The 24505-nt window shown below is 51.6% G+C and carries 22 protein-coding genes and 3 pseudogenes; 15 read left to right on the forward strand and 10 right to left on the reverse strand.

The features are described from left to right. The first annotated feature begins 12 nt into the window (after nt 1-12). Together M8Q36_RS25110 and M8Q36_RS25115 are read left to right on the forward strand one after the other, a co-directional pair. The gene (locus M8Q36_RS25110) at nt 13-696 is read left to right on the forward strand and encodes a cupin domain-containing protein (protein WP_249882963.1); all 684 of its coding nucleotides are present in this window, start codon (nt 13-15) and stop codon (nt 694-696) included. Further along, a complete protein-coding gene (locus M8Q36_RS25115; protein ID WP_249882964.1) occupies nt 693-1787 on the forward strand; it encodes a flavin monoamine oxidase family protein in 1095 nt (364 codons plus the stop codon). Before M8Q36_RS25110 ends, M8Q36_RS25115 begins: the two co-directional genes overlap by 4 nt. Before the next feature lie 267 nt (nt 1788-2054). On the opposite strand, the gene M8Q36_RS25120 is transcribed toward M8Q36_RS25115, so the two are convergent. From M8Q36_RS25120 to M8Q36_RS25135, 4 genes are all read right to left on the reverse strand, one after another. Beyond that, nucleotides 2055-2999 carry an SMP-30/gluconolactonase/LRE family protein gene (locus M8Q36_RS25120; RefSeq protein WP_249882965.1) on the reverse strand — a complete coding sequence of 315 codons (945 nt, stop codon included), beginning with the start codon at nt 2997-2999 and terminating at the stop codon, nt 2055-2057. 139 nt (nt 3000-3138) lie between these two features. After that, complete coding sequence (locus M8Q36_RS25125) at nt 3139-3933, reverse strand: carboxymuconolactone decarboxylase family protein (RefSeq protein WP_249882966.1); 795 nt, start codon at nt 3931-3933, stop codon at nt 3139-3141. A gap of 58 nt (nt 3934-3991) precedes the next feature. After that, nucleotides 3992-5173: an aldo/keto reductase gene (locus M8Q36_RS25130; protein ID WP_502825500.1), complete on the reverse strand. Its 1182-nt coding sequence runs from the start codon at nt 5171-5173 to the stop codon at nt 3992-3994. Nucleotides 5174-5213: 40 nt separating this feature from the next. Further along, nucleotides 5214-6200: an aldo/keto reductase gene (locus M8Q36_RS25135; RefSeq protein WP_249882967.1), complete on the reverse strand. Its 987-nt coding sequence runs from the start codon at nt 6198-6200 to the stop codon at nt 5214-5216. 280 nt (nt 6201-6480) lie between these two features. Here M8Q36_RS25135 and M8Q36_RS25140 point away from each other — a divergent pair, with 280 nt between their 5' ends. Together M8Q36_RS25140 and M8Q36_RS25145 are read left to right on the forward strand one after the other, a co-directional pair. Continuing rightward, a complete protein-coding gene (locus M8Q36_RS25140) occupies nt 6481-7389 on the forward strand; it encodes a LysR family transcriptional regulator (RefSeq protein WP_039079209.1) in 909 nt (302 codons plus the stop codon). 1108 nt (nt 7390-8497) lie between these two features. Further along, a complete protein-coding gene (locus M8Q36_RS25145; RefSeq protein ID WP_249882968.1) occupies nt 8498-10357 on the forward strand; it encodes an STY4199 family HEPN domain-containing protein in 1860 nt (619 codons plus the stop codon). A gap of 263 nt (nt 10358-10620) precedes the next feature. Here the strand turns inward: M8Q36_RS25145 and M8Q36_RS25150 are convergent, their stop codons facing one another. Next, complete coding sequence (locus M8Q36_RS25150) at nt 10621-12708, reverse strand: hypothetical protein (RefSeq protein WP_249882969.1); 2088 nt, start codon at nt 12706-12708, stop codon at nt 10621-10623. 1070 nt (nt 12709-13778) lie between these two features. Continuing rightward, complete coding sequence (locus M8Q36_RS25155) at nt 13779-14342, reverse strand: TetR/AcrR family transcriptional regulator (protein ID WP_249882970.1); 564 nt, start codon at nt 14340-14342, stop codon at nt 13779-13781. 136 nt (nt 14343-14478) lie between these two features. On the opposite strand from M8Q36_RS25155, the gene M8Q36_RS25160 reads away from it, so the two are divergent. The 6 genes and pseudogenes from M8Q36_RS25160 to M8Q36_RS25185 all read left to right on the forward strand — a co-directional run bounded on the left by M8Q36_RS25160 (nt 14479) and on the right by M8Q36_RS25185 (nt 18147). After that, on the forward strand, nt 14479-15198 hold the full coding sequence (locus tag M8Q36_RS25160) for an SDR family oxidoreductase (protein ID WP_249882971.1): 720 nt from the start codon (nt 14479-14481) through the stop codon (nt 15196-15198). Nucleotides 15199-15633: 435 nt separating this feature from the next. Continuing rightward, nucleotides 15634-15774: pseudogene (locus M8Q36_RS25165) on the forward strand (SOS response-associated peptidase); the annotation flags it as partial. 31 nt (nt 15775-15805) lie between these two features. Beyond that, nucleotides 15806-16177: pseudogene (locus M8Q36_RS25170) on the forward strand (IS3 family transposase); the annotation flags it as partial. A gap of 35 nt (nt 16178-16212) precedes the next feature. Continuing rightward, on the forward strand, nt 16213-16464 hold the full coding sequence (locus tag M8Q36_RS25175) for a hypothetical protein (RefSeq protein ID WP_249882972.1): 252 nt from the start codon (nt 16213-16215) through the stop codon (nt 16462-16464). A gap of 253 nt (nt 16465-16717) precedes the next feature. After that, nucleotides 16718-16894, forward strand: a pseudogene (locus tag M8Q36_RS25180) (transposase); the annotation flags it as partial. 569 nt (nt 16895-17463) lie between these two features. Further along, nucleotides 17464-18147: a helix-turn-helix transcriptional regulator gene (locus tag M8Q36_RS25185; RefSeq protein WP_249882973.1), complete on the forward strand. Its 684-nt coding sequence runs from the start codon at nt 17464-17466 to the stop codon at nt 18145-18147. Between the two features lie 8 nt (nt 18148-18155). Here M8Q36_RS25185 and M8Q36_RS25190 read toward each other — a convergent pair whose 3' ends face one another. Continuing rightward, the gene (locus tag M8Q36_RS25190) at nt 18156-18539 is read right to left on the reverse strand and encodes a cupin domain-containing protein (protein WP_249882974.1); all 384 of its coding nucleotides are present in this window, start codon (nt 18537-18539) and stop codon (nt 18156-18158) included. Nucleotides 18540-19208: 669 nt separating this feature from the next. Between M8Q36_RS25190 and M8Q36_RS25195 the strand changes: the two genes are divergently transcribed. Further along, complete coding sequence (locus M8Q36_RS25195; protein WP_283946147.1) at nt 19209-19415, forward strand: helix-turn-helix domain-containing protein; 207 nt, start codon at nt 19209-19211, stop codon at nt 19413-19415. Nucleotides 19416-19935: 520 nt separating this feature from the next. On the opposite strand, the gene M8Q36_RS25200 is transcribed toward M8Q36_RS25195, so the two are convergent. The 3 genes from M8Q36_RS25200 to M8Q36_RS25210 form a co-directional block, all read right to left on the reverse strand. Next, entirely contained in the window at nt 19936-20352 is a 417-nt protein-coding gene (locus M8Q36_RS25200; protein WP_249882975.1) for a type II toxin-antitoxin system VapC family toxin, read from the reverse strand. Continuing rightward, entirely contained in the window at nt 20349-20579 is a 231-nt protein-coding gene (gene vapB / locus M8Q36_RS25205) for a type II toxin-antitoxin system VapB family antitoxin (protein ID WP_249882976.1), read from the reverse strand. The genes M8Q36_RS25200 and vapB overlap by 4 nt, the downstream gene beginning before the upstream one ends. 322 nt (nt 20580-20901) lie before the next feature. Next, entirely contained in the window at nt 20902-21669 is a 768-nt protein-coding gene (locus tag M8Q36_RS25210) for an AraC family transcriptional regulator (protein WP_249882977.1), read from the reverse strand. Nucleotides 21670-21777: 108 nt separating this feature from the next. Between M8Q36_RS25210 and M8Q36_RS25215 the strand changes: the two genes are divergently transcribed. The 4 genes from M8Q36_RS25215 (at nt 21778) to M8Q36_RS25230 (ending at nt 24493) form a co-directional block, all read left to right on the forward strand. Then, nucleotides 21778-22566, forward strand: coding sequence for a sulfite exporter TauE/SafE family protein (locus M8Q36_RS25215; RefSeq protein ID WP_249882978.1), 789 nt, complete (start codon nt 21778-21780; stop codon nt 22564-22566). A gap of 375 nt (nt 22567-22941) precedes the next feature. Beyond that, entirely contained in the window at nt 22942-23634 is a 693-nt protein-coding gene (locus M8Q36_RS25220) for a hypothetical protein (protein ID WP_249882979.1), read from the forward strand. Further along, the gene (locus tag M8Q36_RS25225) at nt 23631-23807 is read left to right on the forward strand and encodes a hypothetical protein (protein ID WP_249882980.1); all 177 of its coding nucleotides are present in this window, start codon (nt 23631-23633) and stop codon (nt 23805-23807) included. Before M8Q36_RS25220 ends, M8Q36_RS25225 begins: the two co-directional genes overlap by 4 nt. Before the next feature lie 107 nt (nt 23808-23914). After that, entirely contained in the window at nt 23915-24493 is a 579-nt protein-coding gene (locus M8Q36_RS25230) for a hypothetical protein (protein ID WP_249882981.1), read from the forward strand. The last annotated feature ends 12 nt before the right edge of the window (nt 24494-24505 follow it).

The raw sequence follows: 24505 nt of genomic DNA on the forward strand, positions 1-24505 counted from the left end.
TAATCACTCACTATGATGTTACTGAATTCTGATTTTTCGCAGCGTGCGATCGTTACTCCGTACGATTATCAGTGGATACCTTCTCCCCAGCCCGGCGTTGAACGCGTGATGCTTGACCGGATTGGTCGGGAGCAGGCCCGCGCAACCAGCCTTGTCAGGTATGCGCCCGGATCCGAATTTGCCGCGCACAGCCATCCCGGCGGAGAGGAGATTCTGGTGCTCGAGGGGACTTTTACCGAAAACGGGGGCGACTATCCTGCCGGCTGGTATCTGCGCAGCCCGGACGGTTCTTCTCACCAACCCTCAAGTCGCGATGGCACAACCATTTTCGTCAAGCTGCGCCAGATGTCTGCCGATGAACGCCAGCCGGTCAGGATAAATACGCAGGAGGCAGCTAACTGGCACGGTCAGTCGCAAAGACAAGTCTGCCCTTTATTCTCCGGCACCTCAGAAACCGTGCTGCTTCAGAAGCTTGCCCCGGGTGAGCGGATCTTCTGTGCACCGCTTGTTGGCGGAGCAGAGATCCTTCTTCTGCAAGGGGAACTCCATGCGCCGGAAGGTTGCTATGGGCCAGGAAGCTGGCTGCGGTTTCCGCCGGGTGATATGCCTGCTCTTATAGCCACCGCCTCTGGCGCACTTTTTTATCTGAAAACGGGACATCTCAGCCCGACAACCCTGACCGGAGCGACATTATGAAGCAGAGCGCTGTTATCATTGGTGCGGGCATAAGCGGCCTTTATGCCGCCACGCTGCTTGAAAAAGCGGGTGTTGATTATGTGATCCTTGAGGCTCGTGACAGACCGGGCGGGCGCGTACTGTCAGGCCTGGAACTGGCGAGGACCACCGCTGGCATTCATGTAGATATGGGGGCAGCGTGGTTCTGGCCTGATATTCAACCGTACTTCGCACAACTGATCGAGCGACTTAATCTTCCGGTAATCGCGCACGGCCGCCCGGGAGACATGCTCTACGAGCGCCAGCTGGATTCGCCCCCCGAACGCTACCCGTCATGGGATAGCTCCCCGGCGTCTTTCAGGCTGAAGGGAGGAATGCAGACGCTCACGGCGGCACTTAAAAGTCAGATCCCGGCTGAGAAGATTAAAACCGGCCATCAGGTGGTGGCGGTTTCCCGGGCTGGCAAGGAAGTGCAGATCCATACCCGGTCCGAAGGCAGTAAAAAAGCCGTATTTTCCGGTGAGCATGTCTTCCTCGCTTTGCCTCCTGCCCTGGCAGCTAAAATAGATTTCAGACCGGCGATGCCGGAACAGGTGCTTTCAAACTGGCGGAAAATCCCGACATGGATGGCTCCCCATGCAAAATATGTCGCTGTATATAAAACAGACTTATTGCATGAGCGGCAGCTTTCAGGGAATGCAGGAAGCCGCGTGGGGCCAATGGTAGAGATCCACGACGTATCCGAGCCAGATTCGGGCAAAACGGCGATTTTTGGTTTTATTGGCGTACCGGCAAAATCGAGATGGACTGTCAGCGAAGCTGTTCTCAAAAATCTTTGCCGGGAGCAGCTCGTACGCTTATTTGGACAGGATGCGGCAGAACCCGAAGCTGAGTATATAAAAGACTGGGCGGCCGATCCGTTTACTGCAACGGAATTTGATCTCCTGCAGGAGGTCGGGCACGCAATGCCTGAGCAACTTCCCGCCAGGGGAGAGTGGTCTGGCGAGATTACAGGTATCGCCAGTGAATGGTCGCCGCAATTCTCGGGCTATCTGGCAGGCGCAATTGACTCTGCATTAACGGGCGTTCAGCGCTGGTTACAACAGAAATAACCCGCGAAAATGGGGTGCTACCATCGATTCCGAGTTGGTACATTCCAGTATCTCCTTTCACAAAACCATCACGCCGTTCGCCTTGTTCATTCAGAGTCGAGCTCCTGGTAACCGTTCAAGATTGTTGCTGGCGTGAAAGGTGAAGCGAAGGGCCATAAGCTGCTAAGCAAGGTTTTACCTTCGGGAGGGGGACTAGCTCACTTCGCTTCATATGGCAGTAGCTAACCACCATGAACCTATTACATACAAGCTGGCGTGCCCTTCGGTTCATTGATGTGAATAAGGCAGTGGCCCGGGCGCGAAGCCGCGTGAGCGAAATATCACCGCTCCCCCCGGTTCTGCCCCGCTATTCGCGACGATAAACAGCTCGTCGCTGCCTGGCCTGAAAGCCAGGCTTGTTGATTTCAGGTAACGGCCAGCATCCCTGCCAGGCAGCAGGATCTGCCCGATGGGGAGGCCATTAGGGTTGAATACGATAACACGGCCCTGACCCGAGATGGCCACGTAAACATTACCCTCGCAGTCGACTCTGGCACCATCTGGTGCAGGACCTGTGAACTGGTAGGCCACGACAGATCCAAAGGGCGCGATAGTGGTGTTCCCTTTCAGCCTGACGCGATGTAGGGTATTTTTCCCGTGCTCAGTAACCCATAGCTCATTACCGCTCGGGTTGAGCGCGATGCCGTTTCCAGCACTGAGATTCAAGAGGACCGGAACGACCGATTTGAAATCGAGGCTGACGTAGAACACGCCTCCTTCGGGAGAGGACGAAGTGCCGCGGCTGTCGGTGAAGTAGAACCCACCCTTATCGTCAAATACCAGGTCGTTGGAGAGGTAGTCATAATTGGGTGCAATGATCATCTGCGTGTCCGAGCCATCCGGCTTGATGGCTCGGACAGATCCCTTGCACATGTCACCTACGGACGCGATGAAAATACGACCGTCCTTGTGCACGGCCAGACCTGCAGCGCCGAGCTTGTTCTCGGCCACGACGACGGATAGATGGTGATCCGGCGTGAGCCTGAACATACGGCCGGTCGCAGCGTCGACGAATAAAAGATTGTCCTGGCGGTCAAAGACTGCACCTTCAAGCACGACTGATTCATCCGATACCTTGAAGTACGGCTCGGCCTCGACCGTCAGCAAAGCGCGCTCAGAAGGAGGGATGGGAACGGCGCTGCGTGTCGTTGCGTCATGATAAAGGCTGGTCATGTTAATTTCTCTCCTGAGAAAAAAGCACCGTAGAGGGCATCAGGCAGACAGAAGTTATAACCCCGGCGTGGTGCAGTTGTAATCTGCTGCGCGACGACCACAAAAGGTTTTCTTACATGAGCCGATTCACCTGGGCTGATCATCGTGTTTGTCCCTGGCCGTTTCGTTTTTCGAAGATGCCTTTGGCGACGGGCAGTGCCGACATGGCATTCGGCCAGCCAGCATAAAAGGCAAGGTGGGTGATGACCTCGGCCGCCTGTTCCTGTGTAAGTCCGCTGTCCATCGCCCGGTTCAGGTGATAGGTGATCTGCTCGACCTGGCCGGTGGAAATCAATGCTGCAACAGTAATAAGGCTGCGATCGCGGGGAGCGAGATCGGGACGTAGCCACAGGTCGCGGAACAGGTAGTCAGTGGTGTACTGGACCAGTCCCGGTGCAACGCTGTTGAACTGCTCGCCGACACGCATTGCGCGCTCGGTTTCTTTTTTCTCATCGAGTGACAAGAGGGCAGGGTGTACTGCGGCCAGTTGATCGGTCGTGATGCCGTGCCTGGAAAATACGTCACTAACAGGACCAACTGCCGCCATCGCCTTGTCCCACCCCGAGTAATAGGCCAGATGAGTGATGGTCTCGGAGATCTCGGCTGGTTTGACACCATTTCTCAGGGCAAGATCGGCATATTGAGCGAGTGCGGGAGCTCCGCCACGGGCAATCAGCGCCGCGATGGTGACGAGGCTGCGATCGCGGCGGTTCAGGCCGGGGCTATTCCAGACTTCATCCTCAAGACGAGTCTGCGTGTATTGCTCAAGTGCGGGGGCAACTGAGCGGACCTGGTCGGTCGTGGAACGACGGCGTTCATTATTTAGCTGTTCTGCTTCGGTACTGGTTGCCGTCATGATCATAGCTCCGGCGATGAGAGGTGCGAGGGATTTCATGGCATTTTCCTCTGTGGCGTTAAGGGATTTAAAGAGGGCTGCAGATACCATTCAGGTACTAGGTACGGTCAAACTGGCTTTCAGTGAACGGGTCAGCCCTGCCGCCCCGCAGGGTAATTTGGGCCAGACCATCATCAATTTCCCGGAGCTCGTCGGATGTAAGCAGGATCTTCGGTGCACCGACGTTCTCGATCAAATGCGGATATTGAGTTGTGCCGGGGATAGGCACTATCCAGGGCCGCTGAGCCATGACCCAGGCCAGAGCGAACTGTACAGAGGTTGTGTTCTTGCGGCGGGCCCAGTCCTGGACGAACGCCAGGAGCGCCATGTTGACGGACAGTGCATCTGGCTGAAACCGCGGCAGGTTGTGACGGCGATCTGTTTTGTCGAAGCGCTGGCTCGGATTGACTGCCCCGGCGAGGAAACTACGGGCTGTCGGGCAGTAGGGAACAAAGCCGATACCCAGCTCTTCCAGCGTCGGAAAAATTCGCGTTTCTGGTTCTCGCCACCACATAGCGTATTCGCTCTGAACAGCGGTAACGGGAAGTACCGCATGGGCTCTGCGGATGGTAGTGGCGCTCGCTTCCGACAAACCCCAGTGCTTGACCTTACCTGCCTGGATCAGTTCCTTGACAGTACCAGCTACGTCCTCGATAGGTACGTTCGGATCGGGGCGATGCTGGTAGAGCAGATCGATGTAATCGCTTTTCAGACGCTTGAGTGAGCCATCGACGGCGCGGCGGATGTGGTCGGGACGGCTATTGAGTGCAGTGGGATGCCCTTCTTCGACGCCGAAGCCGAATTTGCTGGCAATTACGACCTGATCGCGGACGGGTGCCAGGGCTTCGCCGACAAATTCTTCGCTGAGATGGGGTCCGTAGACCTCGGCGGTATCGAAGAAAGTAATACCCTGCTCGAAGGCCGTACGGATGAGCGAGACCATTGCCCTGCGATCACGAGGACCACCGCCGTAGTATCCCACCATCGGCAGGCATCCCAGACCCATGCTGGACACTTCCAGCGGGCCGAGTTTTCGCATGTTCATAGACTGCTCCCTGACAGGAACCATAGGGGAGGAACTACTACCTGCCCCGGTATTTGTCGATTGTGCCTGGGCTGTCCCTGGCTTGCCCAGGGAACTTGCCGCCAGCAGCAAACCAGTTCCGGCGATGATGAAATTGCGGCGATCTGTCGAGACAGGATCGCTATAAGAATGATGACTGGGCGAATGTTCGCTCATAAGCTTAATGCTCCCTGTGTAGATTAAGTTGAGGTCGGGGCTACCAGGCATAAGCCTGAGGTGCTTCGCCTCCAGGTCCCGGCCAGATTTCCTCGAGGCTACGCATGGTATCGTCCGACAGGGCGAGCGTTGTGGCATGCAGAGCATCTTTCAGCTGCCCGACAGTCCGTGGCCCGACGAGTGGTGCCGTGACTACAGGGTTACGAAGCAACCAGGCGAGTGCCACATCAGATGGGGCTTCGCCCAGATCCCTGCACAGTCCTTCATAGGCTTCCAGCTGCTCGCGATATTGTTCGATTAGGCGGGCAAAAGCGGGTCTTGCACGACGGCCATTGGCTACCTGTTTCAGAACTCCACCTAGCAGTCCTCCGGCCAGAGGACTCCACGGGATGAGGCCTAGTCCGTAATGCCTGCAGGCGGGAATGACCTCCAGCTCAACGGTTCGGGCTGTCAGGTTGTAGATGCTCTGCTCAGCAATCAGACCAAGGAAGTGGCGTGCATTGGCCATGGATTGAGCAGTTGCAATGTCCCAGCCAGCAAAATTGCTGCTACCTACGTAAATGACCTTGCCTTGCTGGACGAGAATTTCCATGGCCTGCCAGATCTCTTCCCAGGGCGTCTGACGATCGATGTGGTGCATCTGGTATACATCGATATGATCGGTTTTAAGCCTGCGCAGGCTGTCCTCGCAGGCCTTGCGAATGTGATAGGCTGATAGCTGGCGATCGTTCGGTCCCGGCCCCATCGGCTGGTAGAGCTTGGTAGCCAGAACGATACGGTCACGCCGACCTCCCTGGTTAAGCCAGTGGCCAATGATTTCCTCTGACAGGCCCGAACCCTTTTTAATGTCAGGCGACTGCTCAGTCCCATAGACATCCGCGGTGTCAATGAAATTGATGCCATTCTCGAGTGCTTCATCAAGGATTCGAAAGCTTGTTGCCTCGTCGGTCACGTCTCCGAAATTCATAGTGCCCAGGCATAAACGGCTGACTTTAAGGCCTGTGCGACCCAGTTGCGTATATTCCATTCATTTGCTCCGTAACATGATGGCGTCGAACCAGAGAGCTGCTCCGCCAGAACGTAAGATGATTGAGGATAGCGAGCCACCAGACCGGTAGTAAGTGGGGTTAGTTGGATGGACTTGTGAGAAATATTCAGGAATATGTGATGAAATTCGGGCTATGGCGTATATTGCTACGATCCCACATTTGCTTTACCTGGTCGTAATCGCATCGGGCGGAAGGGTATGCGTGACGAATATTCATTGATGAGAAGGCGAGGCAGAGTTCGTTGAAAGGAGCGATTTTATGCAAATCAATCGTGCCGATGTTGCCGATCTAATCTATTTTCTGGCCATTGCCCGTCATCGCAGTTTCACCCGTGCAGCGGTGGAGATTGGCGTGAGTGCCTCGGCACTGAGTCACGCGTTAAAAGGACTGGAAAGTCGGCTCGGCGTTCGATTGCTCAACCGAACGACCAAAAGTGTTACCCTGACGACGGCAGGCGAGACACTCGCTGAATCCATCGTTCATCCGTTCGGCGCCATTGATGGTGCGCTGGAAACGCTAAACCGGTTTCGGGATACTCCAAGCGGACGGATCCGGATCAATGCGGCTGTCGAGGCAGCCAATCTTCTGCTCGCACCCATTATTCCCGCCTTCATGGACCGCTACCCAGATGTCGAAATCGATATCGTAGCCAGTAATCGTCTGATCGATGTGACCGATGCCGGTTTTGATGCTGGTATTCGGTATGGCGGAACCGTGCCGGAGGACATGGTTGCCAGGCGGCTATCGGCCGACATTCGCTGGGTTGTTGCGGCATCTCCTGCCTACCTTGAGCGATACGGTACACCTGAGCACCCGGACGACTTGCTCAATCATCGATGCATCAGCAATCGACTGGGTGATGACAGGGTGTATCGTTGGGAGCTCGAACGAGATGGAGAAGCTTTCCAGATTGCCGTCCCAACCTCGGTCACTGTCGACCAGGCCGAGACTGGTCTCGTTGCTGTGCTGGGCGGTGCCGGGCTGATGTATTTCCCGGAGCCGCTGGTTGCACCTTTCGTGAAAGAAGGAAGGCTCAGTCTGGTGCTGACGGAATGGGCACCACTAGCAGATGGCTTCCATATCTACTATTCAAGCCGTCGGCAGTTGCCAACCGGGCTGCAATTGCTGATCGAGTTTATCCGGGAAGTCAGGCCGCTGGGCTTATAAGTTCAACCGGCTGCTAAGCCGCAAAGCGTGATAGATGAGCTGGGCTCACAAGTCTATCAACGGATATCCCGTTAATGCGCTTTATGTGGAATAGAAAATCTACAAAAAATTAATAACGGTCTGAATGGCAGCTATGAGCGAGAAGGGGAAGTTGAGTGTGCTCTGCCTGTGAGACTGACGAGTTAAAATAATACTGACATGCTAACCCTTGACCGCAAAGGACGGGTGTATATGCATGGGTATGCCTATGTTCTTTTGCTAACGAATTACATGTTGGCGACATGCTCGCTTTTTTTCATTTCAGACCACTGATAACCGCAGTCTTTGCAACGATAGTCATATTTATGGAGAGTAAATGTGGCGCTGATAGTTCGAGTATTAACTCCTCTCGAAAGCTTCTTCTGAAGTTTTACATGTCTTTTAAAACGCTCTAATTCAGTAATATTATAAACAACAAAATTAGGAGGCTTGCAATAAGAACAGCGTTAACGGATGAATTTATTGCATATAAATTGCAAAAATAGCCACGACGATCAAAAAAGAAAATATTTTTATATTGAGGTTGTGCAAAATAGTCTTTCGATACTTGAGAGATAATCTTTCATCCATGGACGTAAGTAGTTCATTTCCGCAGATTGCAAACTCGACAGTAATCGTGGCTTTGTCGCAGTTAAAGCTGGCCGAGTGCTCTGTTGTAAAATTCATAGAAAAAATGAACAGTATTAGCGCGATTTTTCTAATAAAACTCTCATTTTGGAGTCCATTTAGGACGCGCAGCGTTTGTTACCATTACCGCGCAGGGTAAGGCGCTGCGGAAAAAAATGTGGGCGATTTATCAAGCGTTGTTCCGGCAGCACTTTCTTAACCAGTTCAGTGAAGACGGAATCGCCGGGTTCTCTGTGGCACTGGATGCCGCGGCGTATTCTGTGCGGGCGGCTGACTAATCGCCCCCTAAAGGAAGTGGTTAACCTGACGTCATCATATTGACTCACTGATGAGAAATCTCAAATAATTAGCCTATTAAGAATATTCTGACTCCACGGACCGTTGCCTGACGTTGTGCAATGCCTCGGGCCGGGAACATCTCTGCTATCAACGTGAGAATACCATGCCCGATTTCACTGCTCCCGCTTGCCACCATGATTTAACCCGCTGTCTGATTCTGAGCGGCGATGCCTTCGGCCAGATCCTGCCGCTGTTGGATATTCCCGTCCAGGAACAGCCGTCGCCGGAAGCCTTTTATCAGTCACTGCAGCAGGCCCGGCAAAATCTCGGTTCCTGGAAGGATGTGGCACAGCGGTTAAATCTCAGCGAGCAGGAAATAACGCAGTTTACCCAGACGCTGCGTACGCTCAACAAACTGCTGGATCGCCACGACAATGCGCAGCCCGCCGGTAAAAACCTGACCATTGCCGCACTGCGCTTTCTGGCCCAGCTGGAGCGCCTGAAGGAAAAGCAGCCGCTGCTGACCTACTCTACAGACCTGCATAAAGATGGCGAAGAAAAGCAGCTGCGTAGCCTGCAGCAGGTTCGCGCGCTGGAGCTGATGATCCGCAGCCTGATCAATGAGGCCTACAGTAACCAGCAGGCGCTGCTGCAGCATCTGCGTACGCTGTTCGGCGAGGCGCGGGTGAAAACCTGGCTTAACGTCGCCGATCGTGATGACGTGCTGAGTGGCACGCTGTTCAGCGAACTTTCCTCCCTGTTTGTGGATAAAAAAGAGTACGCCACTCACTATTCGCCGCTGTATCAGTACACGCCGCTGCTCAGCTTTATGAACGATAAGCGCAAAACCCTGCAAACTTTCCTCGACGATATTCGCGCCATCCGCAACCGCCTGGCACACCACAAACGCGTCACCTCGGTACATACGGCACTGGTGAATTATTACTATCAGGAAATTGCCGACCCGGTGCAGGAAGCCTTCGATGAAGGTCGCGTGCAGGTCAACCCGGACCGCTATTTTGACGCAGGGGAGGCAGAAGTCCGCCAGTATTTCAATAAGATGGCGGAAAAAATGGATCGGTTGGGCGATGACCTTCAGGAAGTGAAAGAGAGGCTTGAGCGGCAGAATGAGAAGCTGGACGATATTAAACAGGACACCGGTTTCCTGCGCAAAAACATCGTCTGGGTTCTCGGGGGAATTGGCGTACTGATCGTCGGATCGGTGCTGACTTTCGGTACCTCAACCCGCACTCTGGTCAATACGGAAGCCATCCGCAGCGACGTTAACGAGGTCGGTAAAACCGTTGCCGGGGTGAAAAAGGAAACGAGCGCCGATCCGCGTAAAGAGCTGGCGAATATCGGCATCGCCTGGGAAGAAAAAAATATACGCGCCGCTATCGAACGTGGAGATACACGGGTGGTCAGCCTGTTTATGGACGGCGGCATGAACTGGAAACTCTATTACGCTGAAAAGGCGCTGATTGCCGATCATAAAGACACACTGGCGGTCCTGCTGCATCACGCCTCGCTGATGGATGAACAGCAGGGCTGCGCGCGGATGAACAGCGTACTGCTCCAGATCGTGGATCACGGCGACGCCTTAACGCCAATGCAGACGCAGTTCCTGAAAACTTTCTGCTCATCACCTGAAAACGTCAGCATGCTGAAAGGCGAGCTGGACCGGGCGCTGAAATTCGAAAAAAACCAGCAGGAAGCCTATGACAGAGAAATGGCCAAAAAAGAAACCGCCGATCGCTGCGAGCACCGCCTGATGGCGAATAATGCGCAGCCGTTGATCAATGAAGCCGCGCAGTTCTCGCTGTCAGGCTCGTCCACTTACTCTCTCCACGACACGCTGCTGGCAAATCTCAACAGCCAGTTGCTGATGGGGAAAAGCTCGTTAGGTGAGATTCGTAAACAGGTGAAGGATTTCTGCAATCAGCAGGCCAACAGCAAGCCCAATATCGCAATTGATGACAACTGGAGCCGTTCACAGCGGGTGATTTATAACGTGGTGAAGTGATGTGCTAAAAAAATGGCCCTTAATAAAAGGGCCATTAGCATAAAAGACGATTACTTCGGCAGCAAAGCTTCACCCGTCTTGCCGCTTCGGCCAGGTTGGCTTCAGACACCGTCGGGTACGAAAGGCGCAGCAGATCGACATAGCTTTTAATCTGCGCAGCGTTCAGGCCCGGAATCTCACCGACGTTTTTCCATAAGTTATGCTAAATCTGTCCCTAATCCAGCATGCGTAATCGGTGATAAAACTGTCGTTCTCCGGGTGCGTTAATCTTCATGGCTGCGGATATCAAAGAACCAGAACAGAACAAAACCGAGCAGGGCAAAGGCCACAAACACCATCAGCGTGATCAGCTCAAAATGTGCGCTCTGTCCGGCGATATCGGCCAAATGCTGAGCACTCACGTCCGGTTCTTTAAACAGCATCATTTGCCACTCGTATTCATTGGTGGTCAGAATATCCCGCACCGGCTCCCAGACGTGGCTGGCCGCAATACCCATCCCCAGCGCAGAGAATAACGAGCCGTAAATACGGTGACGGCGGGAGTTCTGCCGGGAAATCGCATCCTGCATCAGTTGATCAAGCCGATCGAGCTGGGCGAACAGCGTGCCACGCCGATCGTGCAAGCCCCACTGGCGCTGGAGCATTTCACTAAGCCGGTTTTCATCCGCGCTGCTAAACAGCGTTTCGCTGCTGTTTAACACATTCAGCGCATTGACCCGCAGCGCGAAGATCTCCTCTTCCCACTGCTTGTCTTCAATCGCCGATGCGTGCTGCTTAATCTGTTTTGGCCATTTTTTGAAGATCTCGCGGATTTGCGTCAGAAACGCGGCATAGTCATCGCTTAGCGTGGCAATGCGTTGGGCAACTGCCAGCAGGCCGTCCAGGGCTGGATTATCGGCCGAGCGGCTGAACAGACTTACCCCCTGCTGATGACCCACCACCAGCACATCGGACTGCCACCAGGCTTCAAAGCGGTCCGCCTGCGGCAGGGCATAAGGCGTCACCGGCGGCGTTGTCTGGCTGGTTCCGGCCAGCCAGGCCTGGAAAGAAGGTGTATCGACCAGATAGCTGCTGGTATCGCTTTGCTGGATACGTGAATCGGGCTGCGACCAGCGCCATGCGCATACGCGTTTTTGCCCTTCGTTGAGCGTCGGCGTGCTGTTCACCTGCTCAAGGCGCGGGGTAAGGTTATCAATAAACCCCTGCTGCCAGATAAGCGGCAGAATATCCTTCCACCAGTCGAGCTTCGACCCCAACTCGCCGGACTCCAGCCGCTTCGGCGCGCCCAGCAGCGTGTAGTTGCCGGCATCATCCCACCAGGGCTGATTCGGCGAACCGGACAGCGGGCCGGATTCGTTGCTGTAGCTGCGCAGCAGGCGCGGCTTATCGCAGGGCCGCTGACCGTTCCAGCGCACATTTTCTTCCTGCTCCAGTGCCTGCCAGATGTTTTGCAGTGAAACGCCGCTTTTCGGATCGACGGAAATCACCACGTCATTACCAGTGCCCTGTTCCTGCGGGCGATAAATCCCCAGCAGGGTAAAGCCGTTTTTACTCCACGAACGCGTGCGGTCATTGCGGGCAAAAATCTTAAACAGGCCGCTGGCGTGCTGCTCATTGAGGAACAGAGCATCAATCAGCACCTTACGCTGGCTGTCTGACTGCGTCACTAGCAGTTGGCAGGTAGCGGCACGCGGTATCGCCAGCTGATACAGCTGATGTTCATAGGCCAGGGCAGCGGCGGCGGCCTGATATTCCGCAGAGGCTACCGGCTGAATACCGTCCAGCGGCGCGTCGGTCTGGTTAATCAGATCGCTGAGCAGTTGAATGCAGCGGGTAAAGCCGGACTGCAGCCGTAGCGCATCGTACTGATGCCGTTCGTTGCTGGCCTCGTTTAACTGCGCGTGGGCAAAGACCGTGTGCAGGCAGGCGGCGGAGCGGGAAAACTCATCGCCGTCCAGATAGTTGCCCTGCTCCCACTGGTCAATATAGCTGACCCATTTCTCCAGCCCCTCCGGGAACTCGGCGGTTTCGCTCAGCGTAAGTGCGTTGTACAGCAGCCAGGCGAAGCAGCTGTCCAGTGAAAAGTCCTCCATTACCACCCGGGACACTGGACTGGCCTGTGCCCGGGTTTTCAGTACCTGCCGCTCGGCGTCGCTAAAGTTCCACAGCCAGGCGGAAACGGATCGATACCGCTGGCTGTTTTTACAGTTCAGCGCAATTCCTTCTGAGGCACCGTCGCCTAATCCCAGTGCCAGCGTACCGGCAGGAATATCACGCAGGGTGGGGTCCATGGAAAACGAGGAGTGTGCCAGCAGCACCGCAAAGCGATCCCACGGAAAGATGTCGGCCATTGCTTATCCTTTACACGCGCCAGGACAGAACGCCGCAGCGCAAAGATTATTTTGATTCACGGGAAAGTCGAAGAGAAATTAGGAAAAAGACTACTATATCTCTGATCTTGTAGCAAGATTATTACAGGCGTCCAGCCGCCCTGACTTTTAATTACCTTCTGAAAGCAACGACCATTCTCGATAAAATATTTCATCAGCAAACGCGCGCCATTTTGCCAATCAATATAGAGATCTTGAGGGTGACTCAACCAGGTGGCAGTAGAATGATAATAAGAAGTACCGCTACGTTACTACCAGCCATAACTGTGCTTTTATTCAGATTTAATAGTGATAAGTGCTCCGGTTGAAACGCCTGATTCATTTATTACCAGACAACTTGATTAATTGACGGCGCTGAGAAAATGTATGTTTCTTAGAGCTGAAATATTATTCATTAATAGAAAGCACAGCCAGATTAAACGGCATTAATCAATTAGAATTTTGGCGTTAAAAATTCATATCCGATTGAAAAATAATAGTAAATATTAGATCTGTGTCGCGTAATCGTCGTTGCCTTTCATCGTGGCTAGGTGTAGGTTTCTGCCATTGATTCATCGTACCGATGGTTAAAAATAATACGCAGTCTGAGCGTGGGAAAATTTGCGTTAATACATCATACATCTATTTTAATTAACGCGATTGGTGCCCATCATGGCCCTCTCTTTGCATAACGGCCCGGCAATTGACTATCGCCCGCATGTGAAAAAAGCAACGGCAGCTATTTTCAGGGCAATGCCTTACTGTGCTCAATTATTTAAACCATCACTCGGAGGTCATACGGTTCCGGGTTAATTAATCGGGGCCGTATCCATCTGATCTGCTCTCTTATAATTAATAAAGAACGGACTTAATAAGGTCCGATCCTGGCACGAAGCGGACAGCACTTATAGCAGCCATGTATGCTGTGCATGTCACCTTTCGCTTGTATTTCATATGTTACTGATTTTCCGTGTGTCCGGAATGCGATATAAAAGCCGCCCGCAGTGGCGTCCGGCTTACCTGATCCGGTGCCATTTCCGCAGAAGCGTATTTTAACGGGCCCTGAAGGTGTCCAGATAGGCGTTACACATGATGATGAGCTGCTGGAGCACGCTTTCGGTGTGTGGGGAAGCCAGATCCTGCTCAAAAACATTACGCACGGTGCCGAATATGACAGTAATAAGCGTCAGGTTGACGCTGCTGACGTCCTGAAACGTTATGTCACTGGCGGTTTCAAGCATCGCGGTCGTCGCACTGTTTACGCGGCTGATGAATGTGTCTATCAGCGGCTGATTGTCCAGTTCAGCGACAGAACGGTAGAGCGCTTTTGTCACTTCAATGCGTTCTGTTTTGGCCTGCCAGTAGGTTGTGATTAATGCCTCAGTCATGGCGCTAACCGTCGCGCCACGATGGTTCCGACAGGTGATTTCAATCCTGTCGGCAAGCGCTGCTAAATAACGTTCATTGAGGGCATAAACCAGGGATTCTTTGTGGGGAAAGTACTGATACATCGTTCCTACGGACACGCCTGCCCGCTCGGCGACGCGAGTGGTGGTGAGACGATGTATGCCGTCCGCTACCAGAAGCTGAATGGTGGCTTCAAAAATAGCGGCCATTGTCACTGCTGCACGGGCCTGACGCGGCGTTCTGCGGGGCTTCAGGGAGGTGTGGCTGGATGTTGTCAAAAGCGAATTCCAAAGCTGAATGATGCTTCATATATTATCTCCTTACCGCATACGGAGGAAATAATCGATGAATGAGCAACGCATCGCTCTGGTTACCGGAGCTAATAAAGGCATTGGTTTTGAGATTGCACGTCAGCTGGCGCAGGCTGGAGTGATTGTTATCATGGGGGCGCGGGACTTTGGGCGCGGTAACGCGGCTGCAGAAGTGCTGAAGACTCAGGGCTTGTCCGTGCAACCCTGTGAACTCGATATCACCCGGCATGACAGCATTGCCGCTGCAACTTCATTGATTAAAGCTGAATTTGGCAGGCTCGACATCCTGGTAAACAACGCCGGTGTATTTGATCATGCAGATGGTCCCCCGGGCAAGGCTGCCATCGAGGCAGTCCGTCACGTGATGGAAACGAATTTTATTGCGACCCTTGCAGTCACCCAGGCAATGCTGCCGCTGCTACGGGCCGCACCTGCTGCCCGGATAGTCAACGTGTCGAGCTCTTTAGGTTCGCTTACGCTTAACGGTGACCCGACCTCCACATATTATTCCTCACAATTTATTGGCTACAATGCCTCCAAAGCTGCTCTGAACATGCTTACTGTTCAACTAAGCGAAGAGTTAAGAAACACCGGTATAAAAATAAATTCTGTCAGCCCTGGGTTTGTAAAAACGGACCTTACGGGCTATGGAACAATGACGCCAGGCGAGGGGGCGCGGCTGCCGGTTAAATATGCCCTTGAGGGGGATGAATCCGGTTCGTTTATAGAGCCTGACGGCAGAACCCCCTGGTAAGCTGCGAGCCGGAAATATCGCAGTACTCTGTTTTCCGGCTCATCTGTCCACCTTTCCTGGCGAGAATGGTTTTCTCAATATCAGCAACATCCGCTTCTGGCACAAAGCAGCATTTCTGTAAATATCAGCTATCATGGGGTGTCAGGATGGCGGAGGTTCAGATCCTCTCGTGTCGGCCAAAAAACCCCCTCAAAACCAACCTGTTACGGTTGCTTTTTTTATGCCTGCGATTCCGACAAGGTAAAGCGAAGATAAAACTATCTGTCTGTTCAGTACGTTTTTTGAGAGGTACTTACCAGAATCGCCGACCGTTCCTTTACTTAAATTTCCGTGTACTGTTAAATCAAATTCCCTTATAAAACGTAGTATTTAAGGGTGCGCCCAGTTTTTCTCCCTGCCCTATACTTTCAGCATTACAGTGCTGGAGGCGTCTATGTGTGGACGTGTGGACGTTTTGCACAAGCTCAAACCCGTGAAGAATATCTGGCTTACCTGGCCGATGAAGCCGAACGTGATATTCCATATGCTCCAGAACCCATTGGACGCTATAACGTGACACCGGGAACATCCCTTTTAGAGTACCTGAAACTCATCTCCTAAAGTTCCGCTCCTGGCTGTATGGCGGCGTACCCCCAAAAAGAAGTGCTGGTTCACTCGGATCAGGGCAGTCAGTACACAAGCCATGAATGGCAGTCGTTCCTGAAATCGCACGGACTGGAGGGCAGCATTATCGTTGCGGTAACTGCCACGATAATGCGGTTGCAGAAAGCTTTTTCCAGTTGCTGAAGCGTGAACGGATCAAGAAAAAGATCTACGGAACGCGGGAAGAAGCCCGCAGCGATATTTTATTTACATCGAAATGATTTATAACTGTCAGCGCCGGCGTGGTTCTAGCGATCAGATGTCACCGGCTGAATATGAAAAACAGTATTATCAACGGCTCGGAAGCGCCCAGATTATCCGTGGCAATTCAGTTTAGGCAGAATTACTCTGATTACATCAGGTGGTAAGAGGATGGACTTGTTACAGAAAGAATGTATTGCCAGCGTTACGTTATTTGATGTCAGAGCTTCTGAAGGAGAGTTAATGGTGTATGAAGGATGTATCGATCACATCCTGAGCCATTGTTCAGATGAAGAGATTTTTCGTATTACTGGCTGTGGTGATAAAGACGAGTTAGCTTTTTATAAGGATGAACTGGTTAAATTGATTAGGATGGTTGAAAGGCCTGAGTATTTGCCTGATAAATATCAGAAAAATGGTTAACATCCTGTTTAAAAAAATAGACTCAGACAGTTAATTTGAACCGTCTGAGCCTTTTGGCTCACAGCCGCATCGTTAAGGACTTCTGAAGGATAAATGGCCTAAGGATTGACCCTGGCCCGAAATTCTGCTCCATTCAGAAACAAAATTCCAGGATGATACTGAATCCCGGGAGCGGAGGTGATTGACCTGCTCCCCGTTGATTAATACACCGCGATGTTAGTAATGTCTTCATAAGCCACATGAGGACATCCCCATGAAGAAGCGTTTTTCCGACGAACAGATCATCAGTATCCTCCGCGAGGCTGAAGCCGGGGTTTCTGCCCGGGAGCTCTGCCGTAAGCACGCCATTTCCGACGCCACCTTTTACACCTGGCGTAAGAAGTATGGCGGTATGGAAGTGCCCGAGGTTAAGCGCCTGAAGTCGCTTGAGGCCAGAAAACTCGTCAACAAAGGGAATACCGTCGCCGCCATGCACCTGTATGACGGTCTCACCCGTCTTCAGTTTGTTGACGAGATTAAATACGTCATCAATCGCGGAAGCCTGTTTCAGACAATCTTCTGCACTCATTATTAAACCAGCGAGCCTGTTATGGTCGGTATTCAGACGAATGTCGTCTATTCCCCCGGCTATCGCCATTTCATACCAGGTATCATTTGCGGCACGGGCCCGTTCCAGCCATAGTTCAGGATCCGGTTGCCCATCATAAACCTGTTCAAGGCTTTCAATAATCAGCTTCGCAATAGTAAAAAAAACGTTTAGCAGTCAATAGAAAACATTAAACACCCACTGGTAACATGTTAAAAATATTTATTGTTATCAAAGCAACAAATGCATCACTTGCGTTTTATTTTGGCATGCTCAATAAGTATAAATTACTCTTAGAATTCCTTTAATCATTTCAGCACAATAGAAAAATAATATGTCGAATTCACCATTCTCGGCTATAGTTATTCAGTGAGCAGGAAGTCATTACCATTATCAACAAGGAGAAATTAGTCATGGAGTTATTACCTGACGGTCAGTTACAGAGCCTTATTAATTTCTGGCGAATCAGCAACGAACCCTGGGGCGCGAAGGACAGGGAATCACGCTTCATATTTGCTAACAGGAAATATCATGAATTGCTTTCGCTTCCATCCGGTTATAATGTGGAAGGTCGTTTCGACGGTGAACTTCCGGCATCGACAGCCGAATTTGAGCATGAATTTCAGGCTCATGACAGGAAAGTTGAAAATTTATTAGATCGCGTCACGTCGATTGAAATACACCCTTTCGAGAAAAACAGTTATCTACAACCCTGGTATTTTGATAAATATCCGTTAATGGATGTTAATGGTAACTGTATCGGTACGATTTTTCATGGCCGGCCTGTTGAAGTCATAGCATTACGACGTCTGGATAAAATTAAGACGCCGTCATCACTGGTATTCACCCCACCCTCAGACATTTTCTTAAAAAGAGAATGGGAAATTGTCTTTTACCTTCTTAACGGCTTTACCGCCAGAGATATCGCGGAACACCTTTGCATTTCACAAAGAACAGTTAACAATCATATTCAGAGTATTTATCATAAGGCGGATGTGAACTCACGCCGCACATTGATAGAGTTCTGCTATGAGCAAAATATTGCTAATTACATACCTGAAAGTTTTTTTAAAAAGCCAGAATCTCTATCAATATGATGCCGTGATTAACAGATGTTATCGAAAACCGTCCGGTCCTTCGTCAGATGGGCCGGAGGACAGAGAAATATCAGCTCAACCTTTGTGTGCGCAACCAACTGATGCGCTGTTTTGGGCGAAATACAGAAGATGCTGCCTCTTTCAAAAGGAGTTTTAGACGCAGGCGCTAACAGGCCACCCTTTACTTCCGCTGTAAAAATATATCCCGTCCCGGAGAGAATAATATACCATTCATCCCCTTCATGATGACAATGGCATCCAACTTTGCTTCCCGCTTCGATAACAGTAGCATATGCATCCTGTTCCTTCCTGCTTATCAGATTCTGTATTGAAATTCCTACTGAATCGTCTTTCTGTGCTTCATCCGTATGAAAATTAGCGAATAAGGACATGCTTAAACTCCTTTTAAAATAAGCAAAAAGTACTCTTCTGGATTTAAATATTGCGCTGCTAAATTAACATCGTAATTCAGTAGCCAGTATGACACATATTTTTTGCGGATGACAGGAAAGGATAAGATGGAATATAAAATATTCAGACCTTCCCCACATAATAGTGATCGACCTTGCTATATTAAAACTCTTCTGAGTGAACGGGAAGTGAAACTTGCATGTACTTACCTCCATGTTATAAGAGAAAGACTTCCCATTCTGTATATAACCGGCGGATTTCTTGATAATAACCTAGTCGCAACACTTCTCAGTCAGTTATATGAAATTGAGCTTATATCTCCCCCCCAAACAAACACCAGGGAAATTAATTTAGAAAAATGTCATAAAAGCGGTTTCTCTTCTGATGAAATAAACATGTTTTCTGTTGATGAAGCTTCACTACGTGTCCTGACTGCCCTGTTAAACGAAACAAGAAAGAGGTCTTTAACTTTAAGGAATAACTCCTCCAGTCTTTATCCTCAGTCTGTGATTGAAATTCACAGGCTGGAGTCAGCTATTAGTGGACTGCCTGTCGAATCGTCATGGGCATGGTACACTGTCAGTGGCAAGGATCTGGTTGGACACCGATACTTGTCCAGCGGTGGACTCGAACCAGTCAGCATTGCGGAATTGTCACCATCGCACGACTGGCATAGTGTGGATGTTATGTCTGCACTGAAGAAAAAAGGGACTTCGCTGGCGGCACTTTCACGTAGCCATGGACTGTCATCCTCTACGCTGGCAAATACACTTGTCCGGAAATGGCCAAAAGGCGAACGCATAATTGCGGAATATCTGGGCCTTGACCCTTCTGTTATATGGCCATCCCGTTACTGATGATCACGGGGCTTCGATTGAACCGCAACCGGCAGGATCCTGAAAAAACTGAACCTCAACCTCCGGAACAGCAATCTATGAATACGCTGCGTAGTGTTTCGCTAACATAGGGTTGAATCAACCATGTCAGAAAGCAGCGTTGAGTCATAACATTAGTCGTCAAGGGATGGATGTAACTTTGCGACCTTCTTAACCGGTTCCGCGGATGTGTGTTGCCGGTGCAAGGATTTCATTGGCTGGTATCCCGACGGCAATCCCCGCGCTGTTTTCCCACAACGACAGGCAGGTGGTTCCGTCGAGGTGCACCCCAAAATCGCTCCAGCTGGCGGTGTACGTGACTCCGTTGAACCGAACCCGAACATCGTCACTGGCCGGCCCCAGGCAGCCCGACCCCTTTTGTGTCATAGCTGGATAGTCACTGAAAGGTTCAATAAGAGTGTTGCATTCATCGGTTGAAATCACAGCGAAAAGCGGACATTACCCCCCCCCCCCCCCCTTTCTTGTAGCATTCTGCCTGCCGCTAATTAACCCCGTCTTCCAGCGTCAGATCCGGCACCCGCACAAACTCTCTTGTATTATTCGTCACCAGCACAGCGCCAGTGGCAATGGCATGCCCGGCAATCGCCGTGTCATTCGGGCCGATTGGCGTGCCAGCCAGGCGCAGCGCGACCCTGATTTCCGTGGTGGAATCCACTGCCGCCCTGTCCCAGGGCAGGATGGCATAGAGCCGCGCGCAGAATGCGCCGACCAGCTGAACGTGACGCGGCGAAGCCTTCGGGCCGGTGGCACCGAAGCGCATCTCCTGGTAGTTGATTGCCGAGACCACGATGCGGTGGTTGCGCAGCACCGCCTGTTCGAGGCGCTTTATGACAGCTTCGGGCTGCTCGCGCATGATGAACGAGCAGATATTGGTGTCCAGCATGTACGTTTTATTCACAGATCAAATCGTTCTTCGTCGCTGACAACGTTCTCGCGCTCTGACATAAAGTCCGGGTCTGCTTTTTCCAGCTGCGAGAACGAGCCCCAGGCCGGCCGGACGGGACGCAGAATGATGCTGTCCCCTTCGCGGACGATCTCTAGCTCGCTCACCCCCGCAAAATCCAGATCGCGGGGCAGACGGATGGCGCGGTTGTTGCCATTTTTAAAAATGGATACGGTTCTCATGGTTTTCTCCCGAGCAAAATATATGTGGCTCATATACTAAAAGATGTTCGTTGCACCGGGGTGCGCATATGCTTAGTAAAGGCAGATGTGATGTATCTGCATAGGGGTAACATATGCATCTGTTATTACTATACTTGTTTCTCTCCTTTTTCCGTCCAGATCCGAAAACTACCAAAGTCGGATCTTTAGTGGCTGCCAGTTCGGAGGGATGTATGAGACAGTAGCTGGTAAGAATCTTCATGCGAAGGGTTATCTTTCACAACTGGCAGAAGGTCCGCTTTGAGCGAATAGTGCACATTATGAATATGCAGTCGTTTTGAGATTATACAGGATGATAAAATGAGGGTGTCTGCCCCGTAACGCGGCGGAACATCGTCGCGAAGGATGAGGCATTGTCGTATCCAAGAAAGAGCGCTACATCAAACACCGGCCTGCCTGTTATCAGCAAAGCCAGCGCGCGGACCACACAGGCTCGCTGGCGCCAGGCTGAAAATGACATGCCGATTTCCCGTAAGAAAAGGCGGCGAAAGGTGCTGGCACTCATAAACAGCGCCCTGGCCCAGCGCTCAGCAGGATCGTGAACAGACGGGGCGATTAAAAATGCCTGACAAAGCGCCAGCAGAGCCGGATGTCGGGGAAGCGGAATGTCGAAATCGCGAACCGGCATTGCCGCCAGTTCCAGTAATAGCAACTCTACCAGCACATGATCGCGTGCGCTTTCATATAACGGCGGCAAATCCACCGCTTCAAGCAATAACTGACGTAACAATGGCGATACGCTTATCACTTCACAGCGGCGGTGTTTGATTGATCCCATCACGCATGCGGGCTCAATATACAAGCTACGGGTGGTGACGCCCACAAACCGGACGGCGTGCGTGGTGTCGGGTGGGATCCATACCGCATGCTGTGGGGGAACCACCCACTCTCCGTCATGGGTTGAGACGTACATTAGTCCCGTTGCGCCATACAATAGCTGCGCGCGGCGATGTTTGTGGGGCGGCAGTGTAAATCCCTGCGCATAGTCCTTGCCTAACGCCACCACGTCACGGTCAAGCTCATCCACCTCGTCAATTTTTATGTTACGCACATCCACCTCCGTCTGAACGATTCGCAAGGGTAATTGAGCGCAGCGCGAATGGGAAGCAGGGCGTTTGCGGTATAAGCTGCTGGCTCATTTTCAGGTAGGGGCATTCACTTGAACGATATCGTAATCATTGCACTAGCAGGCTTCACTACCGGTATTACCACCGTGCTGTTTGGCTTTGGGGGCGGCTTCGTAGTGGTACCCTTTGTTTACCAGCTACTGCAGCGCCAGCCTGAACTGGCAGGAAACGCAATGCATATCGCGGTTGCCACCTCAACGGCGGTGATGATATTTAACGCGGGCTGGGTCAGCTATCGAAACTGGCGGGCCGGTAAACTTTCCTCGCGGACGCTCTTCCCGTTGCTGTGGTTTATCGGCATCGGCGCTTTTGTTGGTTCTTGGCTGGCGGGCGTGTTGAGTGAGGCGCTCGTTCGCGCGCTGTTCATTCTTTACATGATCGCGACAATAGGTGACTGTCTGCTGCGCAAGGGTTTCTTCAACGGTGCTGCACCGCGTCGCCTGTCGCCTTTTATGGCAACAGGCGGGGGAATTGCGATCGGCATGATTGCCGCGTTACTGGGCGTGGGCGGCAGCGTCATGACGGTGCCGCTGTTGCGACGACACGGCTATGCGATGCGTGATTGCATCAGCGCAGCCAATCCGCTTTCGCTGCCCGTGGCGCTGTGCGGCGCCGTGACGTATGCGGTCATCGGCTGGCGCACTATTCCCGTAAGCGGATTTATAGGATTTATCAGCCTGAAAATTCTGGGCCTGCTTATACTGTCGGGCCTGGCCGGCATTGTGTTTAGTCGCAGGGCTATTCCCGCTGTCCCCGATATCTGGCATGCACGAATTTATGTAATGCTGCTGTGTCTGGTATTTCTGGCGATGTTGCTTTAAGCAAAGCCATATTTCACTGTTACTCGCGCTGTTTAACCGAAAAACGTAACGTATAACCCGCCATTATAGACCAGTCCTTTTGGCTACCATCTGCTTCTACTGCCCTGGACATTTGCTGATGAACAACCTGATGAAGCATGGGAAGGTCTGTGCCTGGTACTCAGCGGACGTTTGTGTACATGAGGCGCAACTTTCCCCCGTAGAGAAGCGCAATCTACGGTCAAGCCTTTGATTGTGTCTGCCCCTAAATGGTCAGTTCAGGCAAGAGAATGCTCTTCAGCCACTCATAGCTTTCATCCCGGGTGTTATAAGCAATAAAATAGAGGAATCCGAATAATCTGAAAATCAGGACAGGTCAGTAAAAGGATCACTGATATGTATACGAACAGCGCTATAGCCGCCAAAATGGAGGCTGACAAACGTCTCGCACTGATGCTCGAGCACGCACTGGCAGGTGTGCGTGATGAAGTTCTGAAGCAGGGACAAAATCTTGAGACCGGCATGACGCGGCTGGCGTTTTACACAAGTTGCTTCACACAGAATTATCAGGACGTCTGCGCAAAGCAAAAAAAGGAAGACATCCGTTTCGCCCTGAATATCTACGGCCTTATCGGTAAACGCAGTGTCATTGAAAGGATGATACGCATATATGTTGATTTGCTTCTGCAGAACCTGACACCGGAGCGACTACGTCGTGTAGAGAGAGCGCTGTTTAAACTTGGCGCGGGTTTAGCGTCAGGATCACTAACAAATCAGGCTCTGGCTTCAGCTATCACAGCAGCAGCCTGTTATTCGTTTGGATTGACAACAACGATTGATCGCGCCCTGCTAAAGCGAAGCACATTGGCACTCACACTTACCGGCTGGTATGCCTATGTGCAGAAGGCCGCAGATGCGGCCGACAGACTTAAGCAACAAAATGGTATGTACTATCATGCTCTCTATGCTGAAGAGCTGGAAATGTTGTATTTTCTAATTGAGCCTGTCATCAGCAGAAACCCGTCACTTAACCGGATTATGTCTTCTGATGACGAAATAGCAGCTGCAATTAACCGGATAATTAGATGACTTTTTTTGGAAAATGGCTGCGCTGGCAGCTTCGTCTTCTTGCCAGCATTGTTATTTGTGCCGTACTCATCGTGAGTGTTGCCGCACTGGGCGGAAAATTCTGGCCGAACTATGCATGGGGTGTTACCGCCGTATTTGCCGTAGCCATTATCTGGCTGGCGTCGCGGAAATAAACCACCTCCGCTCACCCCAATCCCGGCAGCCTGACCAGCCCGATGACCAGCAGATGGCCGGCATAGGCCAGATATTAGTTTTCCGTCGTAAATAAAAGGATGTTGATATGAATTCAGAACTGGATGAGCTCCCGTCTGTTGATGAAGAGTTAACCCATGAACTCAAGTATGCTCAGGCGATTTCAGCAGCCATGATCACAATTAGTCAGCAGCTTGCCGGTAGAATTCCTGTTGATGAAATTAAGCTTGACCACATTTACTATGAAGACTCTCAAGCAGCTAGCCGTAACTGGCGTCAGCATGGAAAGCGCCAAGAGATTGATCTTGAGTGGTGGCGTGAGCGACGTAATCAAACCAAACGTATAGACGTCAGCATTCGCTGCCGTGATTTCCTGTGCGGATTGATGCTGGCCCGACGGTCTCGGCAGCGGCTCTGTGTAACCTTGCGATATCTTGAGGGAAACCCTAATACTCACCCCCTGAAGGGTTTTGTCATGCCAATTGCGCTGATCGTCGCTGAAAGCTTTGCAAAGGAATATGACATCAGCCAGGTCAATATCAGCAGGCCAGCAAAGGGGCTGATTGAACGTTATCAGTCTTTTGGCTATGCGCTGGACGCTACAGATAAGAATCGCATAAAGCGTCATAATAAGCCTCGCGCCAAGCTAATGATCAAGACGATTTGACCTGCACTTTTT

It is taken from the genome of Kosakonia sp. R1.Fl (assembly GCF_023516815.1).
Lineage (GTDB): Bacteria > Pseudomonadota > Gammaproteobacteria > Enterobacterales > Enterobacteriaceae > Kosakonia.